This is a genomic window from Staphylococcus sp. 2S1, assembly GCF_046721335.1.
Classification (GTDB): domain Bacteria; phylum Bacillota; class Bacilli; order Staphylococcales; family Staphylococcaceae; genus Staphylococcus; species Staphylococcus equorum_A.
This window is the reverse complement of record NZ_JBEUUJ010000003.1, coordinates 1,649,800-1,672,098: the sequence shown is the minus strand read 5'-3', so window position 1 is coordinate 1,672,098 and position 22,299 is coordinate 1,649,800. Positions and strand designations below refer to the sequence as shown.

Annotated in this window: 12 protein-coding genes, 6 pseudogenes and 1 riboswitch; of the genes and pseudogenes, 6 read left to right on the top strand and 12 right to left on the bottom strand. The window is 33.2% G+C overall.

The window, feature by feature from the left end; genetic code table 11:
* Positions 1 to 133: 133 nt before the first annotated feature.
* Both ABLV90_RS08875 and ABLV90_RS08870 read left to right on the top strand, forming a co-directional pair.
* Positions 134 to 319 carry a YkvS family protein gene (locus ABLV90_RS08875; protein WP_002508073.1) on the top strand — a complete coding sequence of 62 codons (186 nt, stop codon included), beginning with the start codon at positions 134 to 136 and terminating at the stop codon, positions 317 to 319.
* Between the two features lie 6 nt (positions 320 to 325).
* Positions 326 to 929 (top strand): annotated as a pseudogene (locus ABLV90_RS08870) (type II CAAX prenyl endopeptidase Rce1 family protein).
* Positions 930 to 1,166: 237 nt separating this feature from the next.
* Here the strand turns inward: ABLV90_RS08870 and ABLV90_RS08865 are convergent.
* The 7 genes and pseudogenes from ABLV90_RS08865 to ABLV90_RS08835 form a co-directional block, all read right to left on the bottom strand.
* Entirely contained in the window at positions 1,167 to 2,675 is a 1,509-nt protein-coding gene (locus tag ABLV90_RS08865) for a bifunctional metallophosphatase/5'-nucleotidase (protein WP_460872511.1), read from the bottom strand.
* A 171-nt stretch (positions 2,676 to 2,846) separates the two neighbouring features.
* Positions 2,847 to 4,206, bottom strand: a pseudogene (locus tag ABLV90_RS08860) (TrkH family potassium uptake protein).
* An 18-nt stretch (positions 4,207 to 4,224) separates the two neighbouring features.
* On the bottom strand, positions 4,225 to 6,033 hold the full coding sequence (locus tag ABLV90_RS08855) for a trypsin-like peptidase domain-containing protein (RefSeq protein WP_460872510.1): 1,809 nt from the start codon (positions 6,031 to 6,033) through the stop codon (positions 4,225 to 4,227).
* A 284-nt stretch (positions 6,034 to 6,317) separates the two neighbouring features.
* Positions 6,318 to 7,121 carry a TerC family protein gene (locus ABLV90_RS08850; RefSeq protein WP_460872509.1) on the bottom strand — a complete coding sequence of 268 codons (804 nt, stop codon included), beginning with the start codon at positions 7,119 to 7,121 and terminating at the stop codon, positions 6,318 to 6,320.
* A gap of 129 nt (positions 7,122 to 7,250) precedes the next feature.
* Positions 7,251 to 7,427: riboswitch (yybP-ykoY riboswitch) on the bottom strand.
* Between the two features lie 46 nt (positions 7,428 to 7,473).
* Positions 7,474 to 9,037, bottom strand: a pseudogene (locus ABLV90_RS08845) (peptide chain release factor 3).
* A gap of 12 nt (positions 9,038 to 9,049) precedes the next feature.
* Complete coding sequence (locus ABLV90_RS08840) at positions 9,050 to 9,298, bottom strand: YueH family protein (protein ID WP_427708345.1); 249 nt, start codon at positions 9,296 to 9,298, stop codon at positions 9,050 to 9,052.
* Positions 9,279 to 10,764: pseudogene (locus ABLV90_RS08835) on the bottom strand (UDP-N-acetylmuramoyl-L-alanyl-D-glutamate--L-lysine ligase). The gene ABLV90_RS08840 and the pseudogene ABLV90_RS08835 overlap by 20 nt, the downstream one beginning before the upstream one ends.
* A gap of 430 nt (positions 10,765 to 11,194) precedes the next feature.
* Here ABLV90_RS08835 and ABLV90_RS08830 point away from each other — a divergent pair.
* From ABLV90_RS08830 to ABLV90_RS08820, 3 genes and pseudogenes are all read left to right on the top strand, one after another.
* Complete coding sequence (locus tag ABLV90_RS08830; protein WP_069818204.1) at positions 11,195 to 12,370, top strand: diglucosyl diacylglycerol synthase; 1,176 nt, start codon at positions 11,195 to 11,197, stop codon at positions 12,368 to 12,370.
* Positions 12,348 to 13,550, top strand: a complete 1,203-nt coding sequence (gene ltaA, locus ABLV90_RS08825; protein ID WP_427708343.1) for a lipoteichoic acid biosynthesis MFS flippase LtaA — start codon at positions 12,348 to 12,350, stop codon at positions 13,548 to 13,550. Before ABLV90_RS08830 ends, ltaA begins: the two co-directional genes overlap by 23 nt.
* 434 nt (positions 13,551 to 13,984) lie before the next feature.
* Positions 13,985 to 14,384, top strand: a pseudogene (locus tag ABLV90_RS08820) (transposase); the annotation flags it as partial.
* Between the two features lie 428 nt (positions 14,385 to 14,812).
* Here the strand turns inward: ABLV90_RS08820 and ABLV90_RS08815 are convergent.
* From ABLV90_RS08815 to ABLV90_RS08805, 3 genes are all read right to left on the bottom strand, one after another.
* On the bottom strand, positions 14,813 to 15,322 hold the full coding sequence (locus ABLV90_RS08815) for a YjcG family protein (RefSeq protein WP_460872508.1): 510 nt from the start codon (positions 15,320 to 15,322) through the stop codon (positions 14,813 to 14,815).
* Between the two features lie 85 nt (positions 15,323 to 15,407).
* A complete protein-coding gene (locus tag ABLV90_RS08810; protein WP_460872507.1) occupies positions 15,408 to 16,154 on the bottom strand; it encodes an esterase family protein in 747 nt (248 codons plus the stop codon).
* Between the two features lie 96 nt (positions 16,155 to 16,250).
* A complete protein-coding gene (locus ABLV90_RS08805; RefSeq protein ID WP_460872506.1) occupies positions 16,251 to 17,822 on the bottom strand; it encodes an alanine/glycine:cation symporter family protein in 1,572 nt (523 codons plus the stop codon).
* A gap of 337 nt (positions 17,823 to 18,159) precedes the next feature.
* Here ABLV90_RS08805 and cozEa point away from each other — a divergent pair, with 337 nt between their 5' ends.
* On the top strand, positions 18,160 to 19,245 hold the full coding sequence (cozEa, locus tag ABLV90_RS08800) for a lipoteichoic acid biosynthesis protein CozEa (protein WP_460872505.1): 1,086 nt from the start codon (positions 18,160 to 18,162) through the stop codon (positions 19,243 to 19,245).
* Positions 19,246 to 19,418: 173 nt separating this feature from the next.
* Here cozEa and fabI read toward each other — a convergent pair.
* Together fabI and ABLV90_RS08790 are read right to left on the bottom strand one after the other, a co-directional pair.
* A pseudogene (gene fabI, locus ABLV90_RS08795) lies at positions 19,419 to 20,190 on the bottom strand (enoyl-ACP reductase FabI).
* A gap of 263 nt (positions 20,191 to 20,453) precedes the next feature.
* Positions 20,454 to 22,298, bottom strand: coding sequence for a cation:proton antiporter (locus tag ABLV90_RS08790; protein ID WP_460872504.1), 1,845 nt, complete (start codon positions 22,296 to 22,298; stop codon positions 20,454 to 20,456).
* Position 22,299: the final 1 nt, after the last annotated feature.

Sequence of the window (22,299 nt, the reverse complement as noted above, 5' to 3'; positions counted from 1 at the left end):
CAATCATTTACTTTAAATATGATAAAAAGTTTCAAAATCGGCTTATATCACACAATTTAATGGTTATTTGTTTATTTGTCCTAATTTTTTTTGTATAATACTATCTAGTTAGCATTTCTAGGGAGGACTAAAAATGACTGTTGCAGAAGTTGGAAATATAGTAGAATTTTATGATGGTTTAAAAGGCCGTGTAGAAAAAATTAATGATAATTCAGTAATTGTTGACTTAACAATTATGGAAAATTTCAATGATTTAGACTTGCCTGAAAAAACCGTTATTAATCATAAGCGATATACAATCGTTGAACAAGAAGGATAGTAAAAAATGCATAGAATTTCAAAGGCTTTAATCTGGTTTCTTTTAAGCTTTATTGTATTCCACATCATCCTCTTCATTATGTGGGGAGAAAAACAAGAGTATTGGTATTTATATACTGGCATTATGCTTATAGGCGGTATTAGTTATATCTTTTATCAAAGAGATATAGAATCTAAGAGATTACTTACTTCTCTAGGTGTTGGAATTATTACTGGTATCGTATTAATTATTATTCAGCTGATTATTGCGAGCAATTTCTTCGGATATAAAATATCTTGAATTAATTAAAGAATTAACACGAACTGGCGTATATTTTAAATGGCAAATGTTAATAACATTAGTCTTTGTTATACCTTGTCATGAACTCTATATGAGAACAGTTTTACAAAAAGAATTGATTAAATTAAACATACCAAGTTGGCTTAGTATTATAATTACGGCGCTTTGCTCGGCTTCATTATTCTACTATCTAGATAATTTATGGATTGTTTTCTTCATCTTTATCGTACAAATTGCACTCTCAATAAGCTACTTTTATACGCGTAGAATTGCTACCACTGTAATAGCACAAATCGTTGCAGTAGTAATTCTATTAATATTCCATGCTTAACTTATTGTGGAACTTTATACGTTCTATTAAAAATTAAAAACTGGAAGATGCTCATTAAAACAATGGTCATCTTCCAGTTTTTTTGTATTATATGAAATAAATATATTAGCAGAGTAAGCATTTTCAATAATTTCAACACTAAGCCATACAAACGCTAGCCGAACAATACAGGCTGAGACTGATGCACTGCCTTATACTAGCGCGTACGAAGTCGTATTTATATTACAATCTTTCAAACTATGTTATTACATTAAAGCTTTGTTTTTGATTTATCTTATACTGCTCATTTTTCAAATTCCTAGATATTAATTCTACCATTGTTATTTCGCCAGTTTCATGAATAACTGCATTTTCTAAATACTGTCTATAATTTCTATAACAATAATCTGTCATACTTACACGATACATATGATTCAGTCTAATGTTTTTTAAATTAACACGGTTAAATGGTGCGACATTCATATCAATAGTGTAATCCACGCCTTGCCAAAACGTACATAATGTTTCATCAATAATCGTTAAACTGAGTTCACCCTGGCTAAATTCTATATGTGAATAACCATATTCTAGAATATCTTTAATCTGCTGTCCTTTTATAGTTAAATCGACTGGCACGTCAGGATGTGGGTACGCTTTATATAATGCTTCATTGGTTACTGTTGCCTCTAAGCCCTCTTCTCCACTGGTAGGTAGATGTACACATGAAATATCATAATCAAACTCTGAGCGAATACCGTCGTGTAAAAGTTGTGTGAAAGGATGAGGTTTTGTAATAACATCTCCTAAACCATTTACTTGAGCAGAAACAGGTGTAACATTTAAAACTTCTTTGCCCCAATGTTCAACAGTTTTTCTATCATAAAATGTTAAGTTTAATAAATCCTCATCTTCCTTATACTCATTTAAATCAACAATTTGTGACTCCACATCGTCTAACTCATAAGAGGTAGTTCTTTGCTTAAAGTTAATTTTCACATGAACTAATTGTTCCGCATTTTGACCTGCTTGCACATACAATGTTTGATCATCTCTACCAATAAAGGTTTGATGTTGATGACCAGTAATCAGTAAATCAATCACACCTAGCGATTGCATAATTTTTTCCGCTTCATTCACGTTTTGCTCGCGTTCATTTGCGGATTTATTAAGTTGGTTTATACCACCATGATATATGACTATGAGAAAATCCGGCATTTCAGTTTCATGAATAAAACGAATCCACCTTTTAGAAGCCACTAAAGTTTTATCAATTTGCGGCTCATTCTCCATTTCAAAGTGTTCGCGGTTCATCAATCCGTCCGAAGTCAACCCAACAATAGCTATCTTGACGCCTTCTATCTCTTTTATCGTATATGGTGTAGAAAAATAAGGTTCTCGTGTACGCTTATATTCAATATTCGCTGATAGCCATGGAAACCTAGATAAAGAGACTGCTCTTGAAAAGAAGGATAAACCGAATTTAAATTCATTAGGACTGATACCACTTGCATCATATTGCATAGCATTCATCAACTTTATCATAGGGTGACGCTTATACGGCGCAACAACAGCATAATAAAATGCAGCCAATGAGCCTGCCAAACTACCGCCACTATCTAACAAAATCACATGTTCATTTTCTTTTCGTTTCGTTTTAACGTAAGTACCTGCTCTATATATATTAGAACCATGATCCCCGTTTAGAAAATGACTGTGCATATCTGAAGTTGTGATAACATCTATTGTAATTCTCTCGCTTTTTTTCATATGCCTCTCCCCTCATTTACCTAAGTTTAACATGTTTCTAAATACCCATGATAGCAAAAGGAAATATTACATTCTAAGAATTTTAATAATTAAAAACCCCTCTCTTGCACTATCGTTACAAGAAGGGGTTAACTTTATATTTAATCATCATACAATTATCAAAATGGAGTTTTAGCCAATTTGAATGCGTTCTTTCGGATAATGGTATTTGTCTGGCTCTCTACGGCCACCAATCATAATAATGAAACTAATAAGCCCTACACGACCAATAAACATCAGTATCATCAATACGACCTTACTCATCCCGCTTATATCATCAGTAACGCCTAACGATAGTCCACATGTTCCAAACGCTGACATCACCTCGAAAAATGCTTGTAGAAATGATAGTTTGCCATTTTCAACTACAAGTATCGTAATCGTACCTGCAAATGTAAGGATTCCTGCCATTGTAAAAACAGCAAATGAGCGTTGTACATCTGTCGTATGAATTTCACGATTAAATGCTTTAATCGAAGTTTTTTCATTATTATTGCTAAAGTTCAATAAGAATAAAATTAAGATTGCGAAAGTAGTCGTTCTGATACCACCGCCTACTGAACTCGGAGAAGAACCAATAAACATTAAGATACTCATAATTACATTCGTACCTTCTCCAAAATCACTTACATCAATAGTTTGTAACCCAGACACTTCTCGTTGTTGCAGATTGGAATAGCGCATAAAATAACGATTTATGCCATGTCATATTTTGAAAAGCATGATTATGTTCAAATAATAAAATAATTATTGCGCCAAATACAAACAATACTAAGTAAGTCATTGTTGTAATTTTTGCAAATAATGAAAATCTAAAATTAGGAATTCTATTTTTAATATATGCTTTAACTTCAATTAATACTGGAAAGCCTATAGATCCTAAAATGATTAAAAACATAACTATAGTTTGAACAAAATAATCATTGGCATAAGGAATTAACGATTGTCCTGTAATGTCTAAACCGCCATTTGTCGTTGCGGATACAGCTACAAACATGCCCTGCATAATTGCATATTGCAAATCTGGATTATCTCTATAAAAATAAAATGCTAATAATGAGGCACCAACAAGTTCTATAATTAAAATTGTACGCACAATATCTAGAATCAGTTTAACTGTACCGCTCATAGTATCTTTATTATTATCAAGCATAATAAGCTGACGTTCACGCATACCAATATGTTTTCCTAAAAACACCCATAGCATTGTACCTATGGCCATGACACCAATACCACCGATATTTAGAATAATCATAATTATGATTTGTCCAAAAGTAGTATACGTTTCGACGATATTAACAGGTGATAAACCAGTCACACTCACGCCTGAAACTGCTACAAACAAGGAATCAATCGGGTCAACATTAACCCCAGATTTATGAACAAATGGTAAATTAAGCAATAAAAATGCTACGATAATTGCAACAATATAATACATCACTATCCCTTGTTGAGGGCTTGATTTTTTTAACAATTGATTGAAAATGGACAACGTTTATTCACCTCAACGCTACTTCAATTTAATCTTGATATCCTTAAGCTTACCGTCTCTGTATATTTTAGGTGGTAATGTATCCAAATCATCTTTATGTTTAAAAATAATTTGTCTATATCTTAGATTATCTTCTAATTCTTTACCATCTAATTCTACTATGACATCATTTTTTTGCAACCCAGATTTTTCACCTGTTGAGTTTTCTTTAACATCACCAATTAATACACCTGATTTCACATCTTCAGGTAGTTGTAATGATTGACGTGTTTCATCATCGATATCGGCAACATTCATGATACGAATACCTGTATTAGGATATTTGACTTCACCCTTAGCTTCAAGTTCTTTTGCTATTGATTCAGCTTGATTTACTGGAATTGCAAATGCAATACCTTCTACATTATCCATATCGATCTTCAACGATGCAATACCTATTAATTTACCATCTCTATTAATCACGCCGCCACCTGAGTTACCAGGGTTTACCGGCGCATCGATTTGAAATGCATCCATTAACACATCATATTGTTCATCTTTATCAATATCTACAGGTATATGACGATTAAGACCTGAGACGATACCTTCTGAAACGCTACCTTTAAAATCAACACCCAATGGATTCCCTACAACGATAATCGGTTCCCCTAATACTAAAGTGCTTGAATCACCCATTTTGATTGGTTTAACGTCGCTCCCAGACTTAACTTTGGCTTTAACTACTGCAATATCAGAGTATTTGTCTGTGCCAATGACTTTTCCTATTGAGTAGTCTCCATTGCCATATGTAATCTTCTGTTCTTTCTTGTCTCCTACTACATGCGCATTTGTCATGATAAAAATAGAGTCGCCTACTTTTTTGTAGACGACACCTGAACCTAGCTCATTTTCTTTACCTGCTTCTTGTGTCTCTTTCTCTGCAGAAGAACCTTTGTTGCTTGTATCATTCTCAACCGTTACTACTGATTTTGTAGCACTATTTGCGCTCTTCATCGTTGTTGTATATGACTTTTCTTTATCATTATTACTTTGGAAAATACTATCTTTATCATTACCGTTTTGATCAACGTTAGTAAATATTGCGTTCATCAAAGTTAATAATACTATAACTGCAATAACGATAAGTACTTTCGGCCAATGTTCCTTAAAGAAATATTTAACTTTATCAACACCACTTAATTGTCCATTTTGATTGGCGTGACTTGGTTCTTGTTGTTGAGTTGCATGCTTATTACGTTCTGTTGTTTGCTCTTTTTCCTGTTCTTTTGCATCTGCATCTGCATTTTGATTTGAATTTACATCTTCATCTTCAACGTATGCTTCAACTCGCGATTGTTGTGCTTCTTCTGAATAAAAATTATCTTCTTCATCAATTGTTGACGACTGATCGTTTGATAATGTGCTCTGGTCAGTAACCACAGTATCATTTTCTTTATTGTCTCGACGATAATCAGTATCTTGCTCAGACTTACTTTGAGAATGATAATTAGCATTTTGCTTCTGTGGGTAGCTTGAAGACTGTTCGATATCTGATGCCTGTTTATCACTTGATGTATCTATATCTTCTTTAGAACCACTTTGTTTAGCCATCAAAGCCTGTTGTTGCTGTATCTCTTCTTGTGTTAGCTTTTCGATACGTGCTTTTCTTAAATTTTCTTTCACACGTTCCTCATTATTTTTGGCTAATTTTTGCGCTTTTTCTTCACGCTGTTCTCTGGCCTCATGCTCTAAATGTACACGTTGTTCACGTTCTTCATTATGAAAAAACTCACGTCGTTTACGTCCGTATTTTTCTTTAGGAATGACGTGTTTTTTATTTTGAGTCACCTTAATTCCCCCTAATCTTACATAAATCTTCACACTCTATTATGACATATCATAATAGATAATTCTTCTTTATTTTGTTTTATAAAAATAGATACATTCTGATTATAATCACTTTCTTACAAAATTTCTAACTTTAAATGATATTATCAAATTTTTTGACATATCCTTGCTCAATTTTAGTAAACGACACTATTAAAATTCCAAGAAAATACCTTATTGTCTCCACATATTTTTCCATAAAAAAACTGGAAAAACTCTATGAGCTTTTCCAGTTACATTAATATTTACTTTTGTTTTTCTTTTTTCTTGTTATTTCTTAATGAAGTTAACCAACCAATAACTACTAATAATATCATGACAGTCCAGAAAATAGATTGCCATAACGTACTATGTGGGAAGTGTTCAGGTAAAACAGCGATTTTTTCATGTGCGAGCACCATAACCACCAATTTAATTCCTACCCAACCAACAATAGCAAAAGCGGCGCCTTCTAAACCTGGGTATTTGTTTAATAAATTTACAAACCATGTTGCGGCGAAACGCATAATTACAACTCCCAACATACCACCTATGAACATAACAGCAAACTGACCTAAGTCCATGCCGCCGAAGTGGATGCCAACTGCAGGTAATGTCACTGCAATTGCAAGAGCGACAAGCATTGAATCAATAGCAAATGCGATATCTGCGAATTCAACTTTTAATACAGTGCCCCAAAACGCTTTAGGACTTGCGTGAATCTCTCCACCATCTTCATCAAAGTGGTGGTCATCTCCAGCTTCTTGTTCTTCTTTGTCTTTATTTTTAAAGAAGGATATTAAATTGCTAATGGACATGTATAGTAGGTATAGCGCACCAAGTGCTTGTATCCACCAAAGATTTGCGATAATACTGATTAAGAATAAAGAAATAAAACGGAATACTAATGCACCTAACAAACCATAAAACAAAGCTTTTTTACGTTGCTCAGGCGGTAAATGTTTAACCATAACTGCCATAACTACGGCATTATCTGCAGCCAATAGTCCTTCTAAAAATACTAGAACAACGAGCACCCATAAATAAGGTAAAATCATACTTGGATCCATATAGGACAACTCCTTAATTTTTTAAACATAAAAATAGAGACCTAAGCTAAGTTAGTGTATTGCCGCTATTTAATTTAGTTCACTTAGTTTTTTACACTAAAGAACAAATCGATCGCGTTATTCACTATTAGCAAAGGTCTCACTCGACAGTTTGTATCTGCCCATTTTACCGGAAGCAATTAAGCTTCGTAATGACGATAAAATGACTATGTTAAAAAGATATATAAAGTATTTTCCTTAAGCATATAAATGCATGCTTCATATATCTTTTTAATAACAGTTGAGTTACTCCCCTCTGACTACAAAGTCATAGGTATTCTATTAATATCGTTATTATACACAAATTATAGTTTTATAACAAACCATATAATTTAATTTCTGGAAACTTCTCTTCAAACCATCTTGTTGCAAATTCATTATCAAATAAAAATACATAATTTTCATAAATATCTTTAACTAAAATTGAACGCGATGTACTCATCTTATCTTTAACTTCTTCTTCATTTTCTATCCAACGTGCAATTTTCGGACCGACTGCCTCCATGACAACATCGACGTTGTATTCATTTTTCAAGCGATGTTCGAACACTTCAAATTGTAACTGCCCTACTGCCCCAATAAGAATTTGGTTTGTGTGTAGTGCTTTATAATATTGAATCGCACCTTCTTGAACTAATTGTTCAATACCTTTATGGAAGTGCTTTTGTTTCATAACGTTTTTAGCTGAAACTTTCATAAATAGTTCTGGTGTAAATTGTGGCAGTTCTTGGAAACTAAATTTTTGATTACCGCCGACTAACGTGTCACCAATTTGGTAATTACCAGTATCATACAAACCAATGATATCTCCAGCTACCGCATGGTTTACTGTTTCTTTATCATCAGCCATAAATGATGTTGAACGTGTGATTTTTTGTTTTTTCTTCGTACGTTGTAATGTAACGTCCATGCCACGTTCAAATGCACCACTCACTACACGCATAAAGGCAATACGGTCTCTATGTTTAGGGTCCATGTTCGCTTGGATTTTGAAAATAAATCCTGAAAAATCTAAATCATAAGGTTTTACTTCAACTTCCTCTTTTGTTTGACGACTATGCGGCATTGGTGCATGATCCACATAAGCGTTTAAGAAGTTTTGAACTCCAAAATTAGCTAATGCCGAACCGAAAAATACGGGCGTTAATTCACCATTTAATAATGCTTCATTATCAAAGTCTTCTCCCGCTTCTTCTACTAGCATCAATTCCTCAATAGCTTGAGAAAACGCGCTATCATTTTTCATCTTGTGATCTTCTTCTAATTCAAAATCATCATTTAAGTGCAGTGTATTTTCTTCATCTCTAAAAGGTTCAATTGTATGTGAATCGCGATCAATAATACCAAAGAAATTTTGTCCCATTCCTATCGGCCAATTCATTGGATATGATTCAATTTCTAAAGTAGATTCAATTTCATCTAATAATTCAAAAGGTTCTTTACCAACACGGTCAAGTTTATTAATAAAGGTAAAGATTGGAATACCTCTCATTTTACACACTTTGAAAAGTTTTAGTGTTTGTGGCTCAATTCCTTTTGCACAGTCAATTACCATAACAGCACTATCTACTGCTAAAAGTGTTCTATATGTGTCTTCTGAAAAATCTTCGTGTCCTGGTGTATCTAAAATGTTGATTTTATAGTGATCATAATCAAACTGCATCACTGAACTTGTAACTGAAATACCACGTTCTTGCTCAACTTTCATCCAGTCACTTGTTGCAAACTTCCCACTTTTTTTACCTTTAACAGTTCCTGCTTCTCTAATCGCACCACCAAATAATAATAACTTTTCAGTTAATGTGGTTTTACCGAGCATCAGGATGAGAAATAATTGCAAAGGTTTTTCTAGATTCTACTTCTTCCTTTATACTCATTTTTAATCTCCTTTAATCCTCAAGTATCAATCTGACAATGTCTGTAGCAACCTTAGTTGCTGTAGACTCATCAAGTAACGTAAACAAGTGTATCACAAGTTCATCATTGATATCATCTTCATTTAATGTTGTATCTATTTCTAATGACCAATTTAATTCTGGGAGCGCAATTAAATAAATTTCCGCTTTCGTATCTTCATAAATATATAAATTTGAATGCACATCATTACAATTTATATTGCTAATCTTCAACGGACCCACCACCAAATTTTTTATATGCCGCTTCTAAACCAATTAAATCATCTCTATGAGGTACTTTTACATGGCCAGGCATAATTTGATACGGTTCCCTACCTTTCGAAGCTAACACTACGGTATCTCCAGGCTCGGCGATATCAATCGCATGGCGTATTCCTTCTGCACGATCCTCAAATTCGATGTAATTATGATGTGTCGCACCTTGTGCCAGTGCTTGTGTTAACACTTTAGGATCATCGTTAGCTGGATTATCTGGTGTGAAAATCACATAATCTGCACGGCATGCAATGCGTCCCATTTCAGGCGCTTTGCCCATATCTCTTTCTCCTGCCAAACCACATAAGAAAATTAATTTTTGTGAAGTAAAGGGCTGAACCGCATCGATTAATTTATCCATACCATCTGCTGTATGTGCATAATCAATAATCAAATCAATTGGTAGCGCTGGGTCTAATACTTCAAGTCTGCCTTCCACTGGTTCTAAGCTTTCAACTGCTTTTACAATTTCACTTAGCTTAACACCCTTACTCCAAACAGCAATCATTGCGGCCATAATATTAGAAACATTAAAGCGTCCAACATAAGGTGATTTCACATAAAAATTACCCTCTGGTGTTACGAAATTAAAAGTCACACCTTGTAATGATTCATTTATATCTTCAGCCATAAATTGTGCTTTATTATTAATGCCGTAAGTAAACGCTTCAAACGGTGATACTGATGCAAGATATTCAGAAAATTCATCATCTTGATTTAACACAACAAATTTTTCTTGAGACAAATCTTGGCCAAGTTGACTAAATAATAGTGATTTTGCATGTCCATATGCTTCCATTGTACCGTGAAAATCCAAATGATCTTGTGTTAAATTTGAAAAAATTGCCACATCGAAGTTAACACCGCTTAAACGCCCCAATGACAAACCATGGCTTGAAACTTCTAAAGTCATAGCCTCTGCTTTCTTTTCAACAGCTTCATTGATTTTTTTAGTTAAAGCTACAGTTTCTGGTGTAGTATTAGAGCCTTTTGATTTATCTTCATTAATCTGAAAACCATTTGTGCCTAAGTAAGCACTGCCTTTACCTAATTTTCTATAGATATGGTGTATCATTGTAGCGATTGATGTCTTGCCATTTGTTCCCGTGACACCATAAGTTACAAGTTGTTTGCTTGGATAATTAAATAACTGATTTGCTAATAGACTTGCTCGCGCGTAAAGTATCAGGTACTATGATTTGTGTCACGTTACCGTCTAATGCTTGCACCTGACTTACAACGACGATTTGGCAGCCTTGGTTTACTACGTCTTGACAGAATTTGTGACTATCAACGGTATAACCTTTTGATGCTACAAAAACGCCGCCTTGTTGTGCAGTACGAGAATCAGTTGTGATATCTGTTACATCTCTCTCTAACGTACCGACAACCTGTTTTACTCTAATTTTTTCAAATAACAAATTTGCATCCAACATTTATCGCTCCTTTATTTCCAATACTTCTATTATACACATTTTTCTTTGATTTTATAGAATCTAATATCTAGATTTTAATAATTTCTTCCTATTATATGTGTGTTTTTATAATATGAAAATTACATGATTTTTTTGAGTTTAAATTAGCTTTAAATTGCTTTGTTAATTTTATGTAACACGTTTGTTAATATTTTTTATATATTCGCTTAATTTTTGCTTTTCAAGCATACATTATATTAAGCGTGGTAATGTATTAATATACAATGACTTAATTTTCTGCATACACATTTCTGAATTCAGTATGAATCATTTCATATCAGTATGTAAAATGATATAATCTTTTGTAATTATGTTTTTTCTTTCGCATGTCAAGAAAATGCGTTAAACTTAGCATGAGCTAAATTTATACTATTGGAGGGTGGCTTAAATGGTTACTCAAAACAAAAAAATACTAATCCTTACTGGATCCTTTGGTAATGGTCATTTACAGGTTACTCAAAGTGTAGTGAACCAGTTTAACGAAATGAATCTAGACAATTTAACAGTTATTGAACATGATTTGTTTTTAGAAGCTCACCCAATACTGACTTCTATATGTAAAAAGTGGTACATTAACAGTTTTAAATATTTCAGGAATATGTACAAAGCATTTTACTATAGTCGTCCCGACCAATTAGACAAATGTTTCTATAAATACTATGGACTTAATAAATTAATAAATTTACTGTTAAAGGAAAAGCCTGATTTAATCTTACTTACTTTCCCAACACCAGTAATGTCTGTTCTGACAGAACAATTTGACATGAACATTCCAATTGCAACTGTAATGACAGATTATAGAATGCAAAAGAATTGGATAACTCCCCATTCTCAAAGATATTATCTAGCTACTGAAGATTTAAAAGAGGAGTTTGCTAGCATAGGTATTCCTAAATCGCATTTAAAAGTTACTGGAATCCCTATTGCAGATAAATTTGAAGAGGATATTGATAAAACATCGTGGCTTCGTCAAAATCACTTAAACCCTGACAAACCAACTATACTCATGTCTGCAGGTGCCTTCGGGGTATCAAAAGGCTTTGATCAAATGATACAAGAGATATTAAATCGAAGTCCACACTCTCAAGTCGTAATGATTTGTGGTAAAAATAAAGAATTGAAACGTACGTTATCTGCGCAATTTAAAAATTACGACAACGTGCTCATCGTAGGTTATACTAAGCATATGAATGAATGGATGGCTTCAAGCCAATTAATGATTACTAAACCAGGCGGCATCACAATATCCGAAGCCTTGACACGTCAGACCCCAATGATTTTCTTAAATCCTGCTCCAGGTCAAGAATTAGAGAATGCAAATTACTTTGAAGAAAAAGGATTTGGTTTGATTGCCGACACACCTGAAGAAGCAATACAGCAAGTTGCAACATTAACAAATACACCATCAAAAATAGCAGAAATGACTCAGTCTATGAATGAATCTCGAATTCCATATTCAACTTACAAGTTGTGTAATGACTTGTTAAATTTACTAGATCATTCATCTCGCTATGAAGAAGTTTACGGAAAGGTTCCTTTATATGCAAAGCTCTTCGTTAAATAAAGACAATTATCATTCAAATAAAAACTTTATAATCTTGTTAGTAATTTTGTTCTTAATGGAATTTGCCCGAGGTATGTATATATTAAGTTACTTAGCATTACTTCCAACAGCAACCTCAATTGCGGTAGGTGTCACATCTATCGCTATTTCTGCTCATTTTATAGCTGATGCAACAACCAACTTCGTGATTGGTTTTTTACTTAAACGATTAGGCACAAAACTCGTACTCACATTAGGTTTCCTACTTGCATTCGGTAGCTTATTCTTAGTCATTTGGTTCCCGACTTCTCCGATTGTTCTAATTATCAGTGCAGTACTACTCGGTATAGCAGTTAGTCCTATTTGGGTCATTATGCTTGCAAGTGTTGATGAAAAAAATCGTGGCAAACAAATGGGTTATGTTTATTTTTCATGGCTCCTCGGTTTACTTGTCGGCATGGTTGGCATGAACCTTATCTTCAAGTTCCACCCGACGAAATTTGCGTTTATGATGTCATTGGTTGTACTTATTGCTTGGATTTTGTATTACTTCGTGAAGATAAGACTGACGAATTATAATACGCGACCAGTCAAGCAACAATTAGGCCAAATCGTAGACGTTTCAAAACGTCATTTGATTTTATTCCCAGGTATTTTGTTACAAGGCGCTTCAATCACGGCATTAGTACCTATCCTACCTACATATGCAACGAAAGTTGTCGGAGTATCTACTGTAGAATATACTATGGCGCTTGTCTTTGGGGGTGTTGGTTGTGCGATCTCGATGCTCTTCTTATCAAAAATCATTGATAGACATGGCACATTATTTATGTACAGCGTCATTTTTGGTGGTTTTCTACTATATACGATAATGATATTTGCTTTATCACTGATTACAGATATTACACTTGTATGGATATTGGCAATCTTTATTGGTCTGATGTATGGTATATTACTACCCGCATGGAACACATTTATGGCAAGCCATATACATATAGATGAGCAAGAAGAAACTTGGGGCGTATTTAACAGTGTACAAGGTTTTGGTTCAATGATTGGCCCACTTGTCGGTGGTTTAATTACTCAATTCACAGCTTCTGTAAATAATACATTTTATTTCTCAGCACTATTATTCTTATTCTTAGCTATATTCTATGGTTTGTATTTTATTAAAAAAAGAAAATATCATCTAAACTCATAATATTTTCAATGAGATTATAGCCACAAAATAGGGAGCCTGGGACATAAATATCCTATTCTCAAATTAAAACAGCAATCCATTAGAAACTAATAGATTGCTGTTTTTCTATGTTAAAATCTCCGATTTTGAAAGCGCATGCTTGCCTGGGGGTATGGGAGTGGGACAGAAATCTAATTTTTCTAATAAGATTTCGTCGTCCCACCCCGCCAAAGATGACTAGAAGTGAAACAAGCTTAATATTATGCGCGTTTTCACTTCAGTCATCTACTGCCAATATAGCAATAGAGTTGAGATATTATTTGTTTTACAAACTCATACTATTCCCTAGGCGTCAGCGCTTTACAAAATCGGAACAATTATATAAATTTATACAAAAAAATAAGCCACTTCGTATAATAAAGTTACTCTAACATAATTTTAAAACGAGGTGTCTTATGTATAAAAATTATAATATGACTCAGCTAACACTACCAATGGAAACTGAAATTTTGATTCCTAACAATGATATCGCACATGCAGTTAATCAAATTGTTGAAACAATTCCAGAAACAGAATTCTACGAATTCAATCACTTAAATGGTGCATCCTCTTATCACCCTAAAATGATGTTGAAAATAATTCTTTATGCTTATACACAATCAATATTTTCTGGACGATGAATTGAAGTCGCACTTTCAGATAGTATTCGTATGATGTGGTTATCTCAAAATCAAAAACCATCATATAGAACAATCAATCGTTTTAGAGTACATCCAATCATGGATAAATTATTAAAGTCCCTATTTGTTAACTATAGAACAAAAACTCATTGATAATGAGTCCATATTTATTGATTGTCTTCCATTATCAAGACAATATTTGTCTTCGACAAGTTCATAAATGAAATTTAAATCCAATATATTATCTACTCTACGTAATAAGTGATTACTAGGAAATGATTCCGATATTGAAATCATTTCATATTGATCTCTCTTATCGATTGATTTATCCAACATTACAAATACCACCACTGTTTAATTTAAATATATTATATTATTTTTGTTTAAAAAATGGCAGTAATTTGTGCCGACTCCTGCGGGGAAAGCACTAGCCGAAGACTACAGGCTGAGGCTGTGCCCGCGGAAAACGTGCACAAAAAAGTGCCAACAAAGTCGGAGACTTTGTCGACACTCTGTAAGGAGTCACTAACAAGTTGTTAGTGACTCCTCTTTTAATTCCATTTTTTATCGTAAGCAACCATAGATGCTACTAATGGGCATTATTTAAGCTAAGTTAAAGTTATCTAATACTTTCCATTTTTCATCTTTCTCATCGTAATAAACTAAAGAAAGTTGTTCAATTGTTTCTTTATAATCAATACCCGCTAATTTCAATTGTCCATAAATATCTTCGAACTCTTGGCTTGTTAGTCCTTGCGCAATTGTGAAATGTGGTACAAATGAATGATCTGGCACGCCATGGAAATCACCATTGTTAAATTTGTAGAATAATTTTTCTAAAGTTTCAGTTTTTTCAACTTTAAAATAAATGACATTGGTAATCGGCGCGAAGTTCGATGCTTTTGTTGCATGAACATCAACGGTTGGTATACCCTCAAGTCTAGATTTAATTGTCTCTTTGACAGATTCTAAATCGCTATCGTTTATTTTAAATTGCCCCTTAATCGTGATATGCGGCATAATTGACGCATAATGAGCATCATAACGCTTACGATATGCATTCACTTCATCTTGAAACGCTTTTGACGGAATTAATGCTAATCCTAAAATCATTTAAATTCCTCCTTTGTTTAACATAATTACATTATATCAAATTTCTGAAAAATTCGTTACTTTAAACTAAATTTTATTCAGATTATTAAAATGAAATATTATCTGACAAAAAATACTTTAGCAAATCATCGAGTAAATGCTTCCATGATTTCCATCTATGGCCGCCTTCAAACTCTATGTAATGGTGCGTGAAGTTATTTGCTTCAATAATCGATTTCAGTTCACGGTTAGGCGTTAGAAAATCTGCACGCTTACCATTTGTTGGTAACTCAAAGTCTGCTTCTTCTAAACCAACCGCATGCCATATTGTTAACTGTTCTTGAAATTGACATCGTTCAATTAAAGTTTGAATCACTTCATCATGTTGTGGACTTAATAAACCAACTTGACTAAAAATTCTTGGATACGATAAAGCTGTCATTAAAGCTACGCTTCCGCCTAAACTATCTCCAAGTACTATACGCGCATTACCTACTTTATATGTAGGAAACGTTCGATCAATAAAAGGTAAAATTTCGTTCGCTACTGCTTTAACTGTTAAATGTGTACGCGCACCTTGTGGATGAAATTCTGCACGTCGTTTATCAACGTCTTCATAATGAAAGCCAACAAAGATTGCTTTTTCAATTTCATTCGCTTCACGTAGACTTTCATAACTTCTATGAATTCTTCCAAAACTAAAAAAATCTAAACCATCAAAACAAAATACAACTTTATACTTAAATAATTCTGAAAAATCTTTTGGTAAATAAATAGATAATGTGACATCTCGTTCTAATAATTCGCTAGGAAAATTAATTTTATTAATTCTTCCTGGTTGAAAATCATACATAAATAATGCGCCCCCTAGTAGTCTTAATGACATTGTACCAAGAGACGCATTATTTTAAAATATTTCAACTTAATTTTTTATAAAATGAATACTGAGTTATTCCTCAAACTTTTCTTCTTTTAGTCGTTTAGGATAATCTTTATGCCAAAAGACAGCATTAGGCAACTTCTTAGGATCTGGTTTATAAATTGCTTTTTTACCTGATCCAAGGTCTTTCTTCTGTTTCTCATAATCTTTCAACGCGTTAATTGCAGGCTTATGCAATATCCAAATTGCAATGATATTTAGCCAAGCCATCATACCTACACCTAAATCACCCATCATCCATGCTACATCAGCAGTTTTCACTGCCCCATACACTGTAGCCGCAATGAGAACAATTCTAGTGATATTAATATAAACAAAAGTCATTTTTTTCGAACTTTTTCTAGTTAAATACGTAATATTGGTTTCAGCAATATAGTAATATGCCAATATTGTTGTAAAGGCAAAGAAGAATAGTGCAATCGCAATGAAGTATGACCCTATTCCTGAGAATGCAGGATCGAATTGATAACCACTGCCTTGGAATGCTTTATCAATACCAGCTTGCGCGTACATTGCTGTACCAGAATAATCTTTATCTCCATTCGACATCTCTACAAAAATACCACTATCTTTAATTAAACTGCCTTTACCATCTGACATGTCAGCATTACCAGTGACATTATATGTACCTGAAAGTAAAATGATTAAACCTGTTGCCGTACACACAAAAAGTGTATCAATATATACTGAGAATGATTGTACTAACCCTTGTTTAGCTGGATGAGATACTTCTGCTGCAGACGCAGCATGTGGTCCCGTCCCTTGACCTGCTTCATTGGAATATAGACCTCTTTTAACACCAATTTCAATCATTGCCCCAACGATCCCACCAAATGCTGCTTCAAACCCAAATGCAGATTTGAATATTAAAGCAAATAGCGCTGGAACTTGTTCAATATTAATAAATATAATAACAACTGCCATTAAAATATATAAAATTGCCATAAACGGAACAACTGCAGTCGCGGCGTTTGCAATCCATTTAATACCACCGAATATAATTAAAGCAATTATTACTGCCAAAAATGTTGCGACTATCCAAGGTTCAAAACTGAACGCATTTTTCATTGAACTAGAAATTGCATTGGATTGAACACCTGGTAATAATAAACCTACTGAAATTACTGTTACTACAGCAAAGATTAAACCATAAATTTTACCGAGTTTACCTTTGATACCATATTCGATATAGAATGTTGGTCCACCTCGATACTGTCCCTTTTCTTCCCTTTTATAAATCTGACCGAGTGTAGATTCAATAAATGCACTACCGGCTCCTAAAAACGCTGATGCCCACATCCAAAATATCGCACCAGGACCACCAATGAATATGGCAGTCGACACACCTACAATATTACCAGTACCTACACGACCTGCTAATGATAGTGCAATCGCTTGGAAACTGGATATACCTGTGGGTGATTTCTCCCCTTGAAACATTAGACGTATCATTTCTTTAAAATGTCTAACTTGGAAAAAGCGCATCATAAATGAAAATAATACCCCTGTAAGTAACAAACCATAGACTAAAGGCTTGCTCCATACAATATCATACAACCACGTAAGTAAACTCTCTAACATAACGTATCCCCCTTGTTGTACCATTATGTATAATGATATTTTTTATCATTATACACATATAAAATATTCCGCGCAACGCATTTCATAAGTTATCTTTTTCACAATTTATATATTTCTAATTGCGAATTAATAATAAAAATTTTTAATAACTTAAATTTTCCAATGAAATAATTTTACACTATTTAATGCATTATGTAACTTTAGTTAATATTCTATAAAGTTATTTGAATCGATTTCATTATTCATCGAATTGACATCAATTTTTATCTTTTGTTCTGTAGCTATTTGAGATATACTGAATAGTACTTCAAATACGATTTTTAGGAGGAAAAGTCCTATGCTTAATAAGGTTTGGTTTAGAACAGGTGTTGCCTTACTTATCCTGTTTTTACTAATCAAATTAGTAATGGAAGTCCATAGTGTCTTCACACCATTTATTGTTATTATTCAATCAGTGTTGTTACCACTGTTACTTAGTGGCTTCTTATTCTATATCTGTTTACCTTTTCAAAAAATACTTGAAAAAAACAAAGTTCCACGTTGGGGTAGTATAACAATTATCTTGATTGCGTTAGTTATTATTATAAGCAGCTTTGTAGGTTATATTGCACCGCTGATAATAGAACAAATTTCAAGATTAATTAAACAAATCCCAACGCTACAAAATGAAGTTCAACACATTGTTAATTTTGCTTTAGATCAAATGGAAAGATTGCCAACAGATGTAACAGATAGAATTAATAATATGATTAAATCAATGAGCGATGGCGCTACTAGCATATTATCTAATTCATTAGGATTCGTGACATCATTTATTTCTACTATGTTTCTGCTCATCATGGTGCCATTCTTCCTAATTTATATGCTAAAAGACCACGAAAGATTTATTCCTTTTATTGCAAGATTGTTTAAAGGGGATAGAAAAGTATTCGTAGTTGAATTATTAAAAGACTTAAACGAAACAGTTAAATCTTATATTCAAGGTCAAGTAACTGTTAGTATTATTTTAGGTGTCATTTTATATATTGGTTATTCTATTCTAGGACTTAACTATACATTATTACTTGTTATGTTTGCCTGTCTTGCCAATATGATTCCATTCCTAGGCCCTTGGATGGCATTTGTACCTGCTGGAATCATTGGCATTATACAAAGTCCAACGGTATTTATTTGGGTCTGTATCATTACACTGATTGCACAACAGCTAGAAGGAAATGTCATTACACCAAACGTTATGGGTAAATCTTTAAACATCCATCCATTAACAGTCATTGTTGTGATTTTAGCAGCAGGTAACCTTGGTGGTTTTGTACTCATCCTTGTTGCTGTGCCACTATATGCTGTTATTAAATCTATCGTCCGTAATGTATTCCGGTATAGACAACAGCTTATTGAAGCGACTAATAGTGACGTCAAAGATTAGCTCGTTTATAAAAATTGTTATTTAACTAAAAAAGCTGAAAGATCCTTTACATTAATAAGGATCTTTCAGCTTTTTAGTTTGTCATCATAGTGCCACTTTTTATAGTTTTTAAAAAACACCTCTAACGTGCAATGTTAATTACTACACATTGCGTATTAGAGGTGTTTGGATTATTATTTAACGATATGATAACCACTGTCAACATGAATGTTTTCACCAGTTACTCCACTAGAGAAATCACTTAATAAGTATGCTCGCAGTTTTACCTACTTCTTCTTGATCAACATTACGTTTTAATGGGGCACGTTCTTTTATCTCATTTAAAATCGTATTGAATCCGCCTACGCCTTTTGCACTTAAAGTACGTATTGGACCTGCTGAGATTGCATTTACACGAATATTGTCTTCACCTAAATCTAATGCTAAATAACGGACATTTGCTTCTAAACTTGCTTTAGCAACACCCATAACATTATAATTTTGAACAGCAAATTCTCCACCTAAGTACGTTGTAGCTACGATACTACCACCTTCAGGCATCAATTTTTTAGCTTCACGTGACACGATTGTTAATGAGTATGAACTTATGTCTTGCGCTAATAAAAATCCATCGCGAGAAGTATCTATGAAACGACCACGTAAATCTTCCATGTTTGCAAAAGCGATTGAGTGATAAACACCATTAATGTTTCCAACTTCTTCGCCAATTTTAGCAAAACCGTCGACAACATCTTCATCTTTTTGAACATCAATTTGATATATATGATGTGTTTCTTGATTCAATTGTTCTACTAATTTTTCTAACTCTTTTTTACTTCGCTCTTTACGATATGTAAATACTAATTTTGCACCTAATTCATCTAATACTTTAGCTACACCAAATCCGATACTACGTTTATTAGCAATACCCATAATGACAAACGTCTTATTTTCTAAATTAAACATGAGAATAACTCCTTTATTAAAGTTTTCATTTCAAACCGGTTCGAGAAATCATCAAAAAGCTTTGACTCATTGACTCGATTCCAATTCCAATATCCCTTATTTTAACATTGGTTTGATTGTTTAAACAGTTTTTTTACTATCTATAATCTATTTAATTAATATCTACGCTTTCTATCAAATGAAAGTCATTTTAAACCTAATTATAAAAGTAAGCGTCAGAGGTACATAAAAATCATTTTTTTAACTTAACGCTATACTCGTTGCTAATAATAAAATTCTAATTCACGTTTCAATTCATCTACATATTCTTTAGAGCCAGTTACAATCACTCTATCTCTATAACGTAATTGTGTATCACCATGAGGCACGATAGACTCATTATTTCTAATGATACGTACAAAAATAATATCACCATCGAATGGGAAATTACGTAATTGAATTTGGTCATATTGATGATTTAACATTGCGATTTCATATAATGAAGTTTCAACATTACTTAAAAGATTAAGCATGTTTGGTGTTTCAATTAAACCTTTCAGTAATATTTTGTTACTCAAATAACTACTGAATACTTCTATGCCTTCTTTTTGTAGTTCAACATCACTAGAGCTTGATTCTAACCTACAAATTACACGTTTAACACCATGTGCTTTAGCCATCAAAGCAACTTTTCGGTTAATATCATCATCATTAGTTGAACAGACTACAATATTTCTTTCAAATAACCCTAATCGTTCCAATAACTCTTCTTCATAATCAGCAATTTCAATCATAGAAATGGCATCAGATAGCTTGCGTTTATCACTTAAATCATTTCTATAATAAAGTGAAACTTGATAAAGCTGTGAAGTTAAATTCTGAGCGATAGGTATTGTTAATTGGTTTTTACCGATTAAGCTAACTTCAATTTGTCTTGTTGCTTCATCTGGCATTGGGAACATCTTTTTAAAGACAATAGGTACAAATACACATGTAATAACTGAACTTAGTATTAAAATACCTGATATTTCACTAGAAATAGTACCTAATTGTTCAGCGATTTTCGCCGATGCGATTACTAAAGATAGTGTTGAAGTTAGTAGAAAGGCTGAAGAAATCGTTGTTTTCATATCGAACCATCTACGTATGTAAAACACAGGAACTAATTTCGAAATTAAAAATGCTAATATTAAAAAGGGTATAATTAATAATAACGATGGTTCTTTAATTAACTCTGGAATATTTAAATCTACCCCTACCATTATAAAGAATATAGGAATAAAGAAACCATAACCAAATGAATCTAATTTCTCTACCATATCTTCATCTGGACCTAATAATGATACAACGACACCTGCTAAGAATGCCCCAAGTATATTTTCAGCTCCTACGCCTTCTGCTAATGCTACTAACAAAATGATCAATGCAAAGACTGCACGTATTCCAATTTGTGTCGTACCATCCATCAACATTTGCGGGAACTGCGCTTTCTTGAAGATACCTCCTAAGAAATAAAAGATAAGTGTAAATACAACTAAACTACCAATTAACCAAAGTGATGTGCTGCCAGAAGCATGCATCGCGCCATAACCTGTAAGAAGTATCATTGTCACTAAATCTGCTAGTACAGCAACAAGTAGGATAAATTGTCCTATTGTAGTGCGCATAATGTTCATTTCTTTTAAAGTTGGTACTACTACACCTAAAGAAATTGTGGAAATAATAATTACCATAAGTAAAACATCATCTATTAATCCGAACCATTTAAACATATAAGCAAATACAATTGAAATAATCATAATAGCCATAAATACAATAACTGCTAATTGTAAATGCCCAGGTTCTTGTTTTTTAGATTTTTCTTCTTGTGTAGTCGAACTTTTATCTTTTTTAAATGCTTTAAAATCTATTTCTAAACCACTTAAAAACATTAAAAAGATAAATCCTAAAGTGGATAAAATATTAAGCATCGCATCGCGTTCTACTAAATTTAAAAATGAGTGACCAATAACGATACCCATTAATATTTCAGCAACTACGACAGGTAAAAAACTAACACGTAGTCTATTGACTAAAATTGGTGTTAAAAATGCCGCTAATACAACGACAACAAGCGATAGAAATTCCATA